Source organism: Holospora undulata HU1 (genome assembly GCF_000388175.3).
In the GTDB taxonomy this organism is placed as follows: Bacteria; Pseudomonadota; Alphaproteobacteria; order Holosporales; family Holosporaceae; genus Holospora; species Holospora undulata_A.
Genome location: NZ_ARPM03000032.1, coordinates 1 through 2758, shown reverse-complemented (window position 1 = coordinate 2758; position 2758 = coordinate 1). Strand labels below are relative to the sequence as shown.

Sequence of the window (2758 nt, the reverse complement as noted above, 5' to 3'; positions counted from 1 at the left end):
TTCTTCTGAAATGCCTTAGCCCTATGTCCCCAAATTCTTCTTCTATATCGTCTGTACTTCTTTTGACCTCTTCAACCATTTCACAAATTGTTTTATTATCGCTAGATTGAAAGTAAGGTAAAACATTTGCTATAAAAATATTTAATATAAGTTCTTTCTGATTTTCTTTAACGGCATAAACATCAAAAAAAGAACAGTTCAAAATATTTTACAGAATATCAACCATTTTTTAAACTTATTAGACTTTTTTAAAAAAGTATTTTGCCCTTGCCAGCTTTCATAAAATAACTTAAAAATTTCTATATTTCATATTGTCCATATACGAGGAGTTTTTGGATCTCCCTGTAGAGAAAAGAAAAGTAAGTGTATCCCCCAAACCAACGCATCCAGTCGATCGGGAGAAACAGTGTCTTTTGGAGTATACCGCATCATCTGCTCTTCTAATTCAGGAAAACACCGTACATGATAGATACGTTTTTGTTCATATAGCGCTGCAATAGGTTGAGCTCGACAATATTTGCTCTTATTCGCCCTGACAGGAATAAACCGTCTATTGGGATAGCTTATGTGTAATAATTCTTGAATGAAATCTCCCCCATTGTTAACTTCTGCAACAATTGCCTGAGCTTTATGCGTCTGCATTGCGTGCACCGCAGTAGAAATCATCTTAGTTGGAGAAAAAATACCGCTATAATCTTGAAGCACATATCCTACCCCTTGAGCGTCTTTTCCCACTACGATTATACCGCTTTCTCCACTAGTTTTGTTATGGGTCACCGCAGGATCTAACGCAACGAAACATTTACTTAAAGGAGGAATTTTTGAACAATACAAAATATTTTTTTGACTCCAAAGTGCCTGTTCATTTTGCTCTATTAATGTTCCATAAATTTCTTGCGCACCAAGCCGAGTGCCTTCATAGGTCTGTTTAATGTCATCAATGTAAGAGGGAGAAAGATTTTTCGCATTTTCAAAAGTTGCCCCTCTGGTAAGCACTACATCTGAACGATTGAGTAATTTATGCAAAAATGCACAAGGTCTTGGTGTTGTAGTAATAATAACTCGAGGATGTTTTCCCAATCTTAATCCAAGCATAAGCTGATGAAACACTTCTTCAGGATTAGAAAATTTTCCCAATTCATCAATCCAAGCGCTATCAAATTGAGGACCTCGCAATTGATAAAACGATGTTGCACTAAAAAAATCTGCTTTTGCCCCATTTCCCCAGACCACTCTTTTTTTATGCGGAAGATAAATAAGTCCATCTTCAGGGCGGCTGATGCTGTGCAACCCGCTTGGGCCTTCCACCATAACTTTTTGTACGTCTTGAAAGGTATTTCCCAATAGGCATATATGTCTATACCCTGTTTTTATAGCCCATTTTCGAATGGTTTCTGCCCCTGTGCGAGTTTTTCCAAATCCTCGCCCTGCCAAGATAAGCCAAATCCTCCAATCTCCAAAAGGCTCCTTCTGGCTGGGACGGGCCAAACGATCCCATGAAGAAGCTGTTCGTGAATCTAAAGTTCTTTTCAAAATGCGATTCAAGTCTTCAAAATTTGCCACTATTAAAAAAAAATGCTTTAGTATTATTTTAGACAATAGACTTTTATAAATTCAAAGAATTTTTTTTCTTATACAGATTAAAAATTAATCACGCTTGAAGTACAGTATAGAAAATTTTAAAAATCAAAGGTAAATTTAGTATTTCAGAAGATAGAAATAGCTTTTTATTATAAAATTTTTAAAATTACACTGTTCAATCTGAACCCCGTATTGTGGAAATACATTTTTAATACTAAAATTATTTACTATTTTTTTAGTATTTAATTGGACATCTTTGGAAACTATCATTTAGGTAACTCCATATTGTAAATATCAAAGATGAGGGGGGAATCTTAGAACCTGTATTCATGATTTAGCTATCCTTCTTAATAGGATCATGGAATGGGCTGTAATTATGTTTTCAGCAGTCGCTATGGCAATTTCATAATCTTTAGATACCCTTCGAAAAGGATTTAGCTATCCTATGTTCTTTCGACGATCTAACGCTTTGGAAGTATGGCCCATTCTTGAGATATACGCTCTGAGATTGCTATAGTTTTATTCAATAGAGTTCTCACACACTCCCTTTAATGTAGGATAATTTTTTGCACCGCTTCTTTAAAAACTCTGTACCCAGCACCTGTGTCATTGGCCTTATGAACCGTGATATGGAGCAGATTGCCTTGCCTATCAACACCACTATGCCGTTTGCGTATCTTTTTTCCCCCCATCTATACCTATTTTTTCTGAGGCTCCTGTGGGTTTAACACTAGTTTTAACAATGCTATAGCTGGGATTCTTGCTCCTTTCATACTTACTTCGGCTTGTCTTAACAAGTTCATGCATCTCTTTTTCCCATACCCCCTTAATCCTACATCGTCTATAAAACGCATGTACCGTCCATTGACAATCGCTCTTGATTATATAAAACACTGCATTACCCCCCTCTTTTTTGTTGTATTTGCTTTTATTGTCGTAATTGCCGCTATCAAAATGATGCTTTATCACATCCTACTCTCTATTTTAAATCGCTTGGATAATTCATCTTCTACTCCTTAAAGCCTTTTATATCACACTTTTTTATTCATGAATACAGGTTCTTAGATTTTTGCTCACCTTCAGCTAACCTTAAGATCTGGGCCATTTTCTCAAAAGTTGACTTTTTGACCCCGGTTAATCTTCTAAAGCTTTTTTCTGTCTCTGCTTTTTATTCTTC

General features: G+C 35.9%; 3 protein-coding genes and 1 pseudogene. All 4 read right to left on the bottom strand.

What is annotated here, in order from left to right; genetic code table 11:
• Window positions 1-202, bottom strand: a 202-nt coding sequence (locus K737_RS10775; RefSeq protein ID WP_006291236.1) for a hypothetical protein, incomplete at its 3' end; no start/stop codon positions are given.
• 104 nt (window positions 203-306) lie between these two features.
• On the bottom strand, window positions 307-1563 hold the full coding sequence (locus tag K737_RS00370) for a terminase large subunit domain-containing protein (protein WP_024161303.1): 1257 nt from the start codon (window positions 1561-1563) through the stop codon (window positions 307-309).
• A 566-nt stretch (window positions 1564-2129) separates the two neighbouring features.
• Window positions 2130-2273, bottom strand: coding sequence for a hypothetical protein (locus K737_RS10185; protein ID WP_162471401.1), 144 nt, complete (start codon window positions 2271-2273; stop codon window positions 2130-2132).
• Window positions 2274-2641: 368 nt separating this feature from the next.
• Window positions 2642-2740, bottom strand: a pseudogene (locus tag K737_RS10770) (IS5/IS1182 family transposase); the annotation flags it as partial.
• Between the last annotated feature and the right edge of the window lie 18 nt (window positions 2741-2758).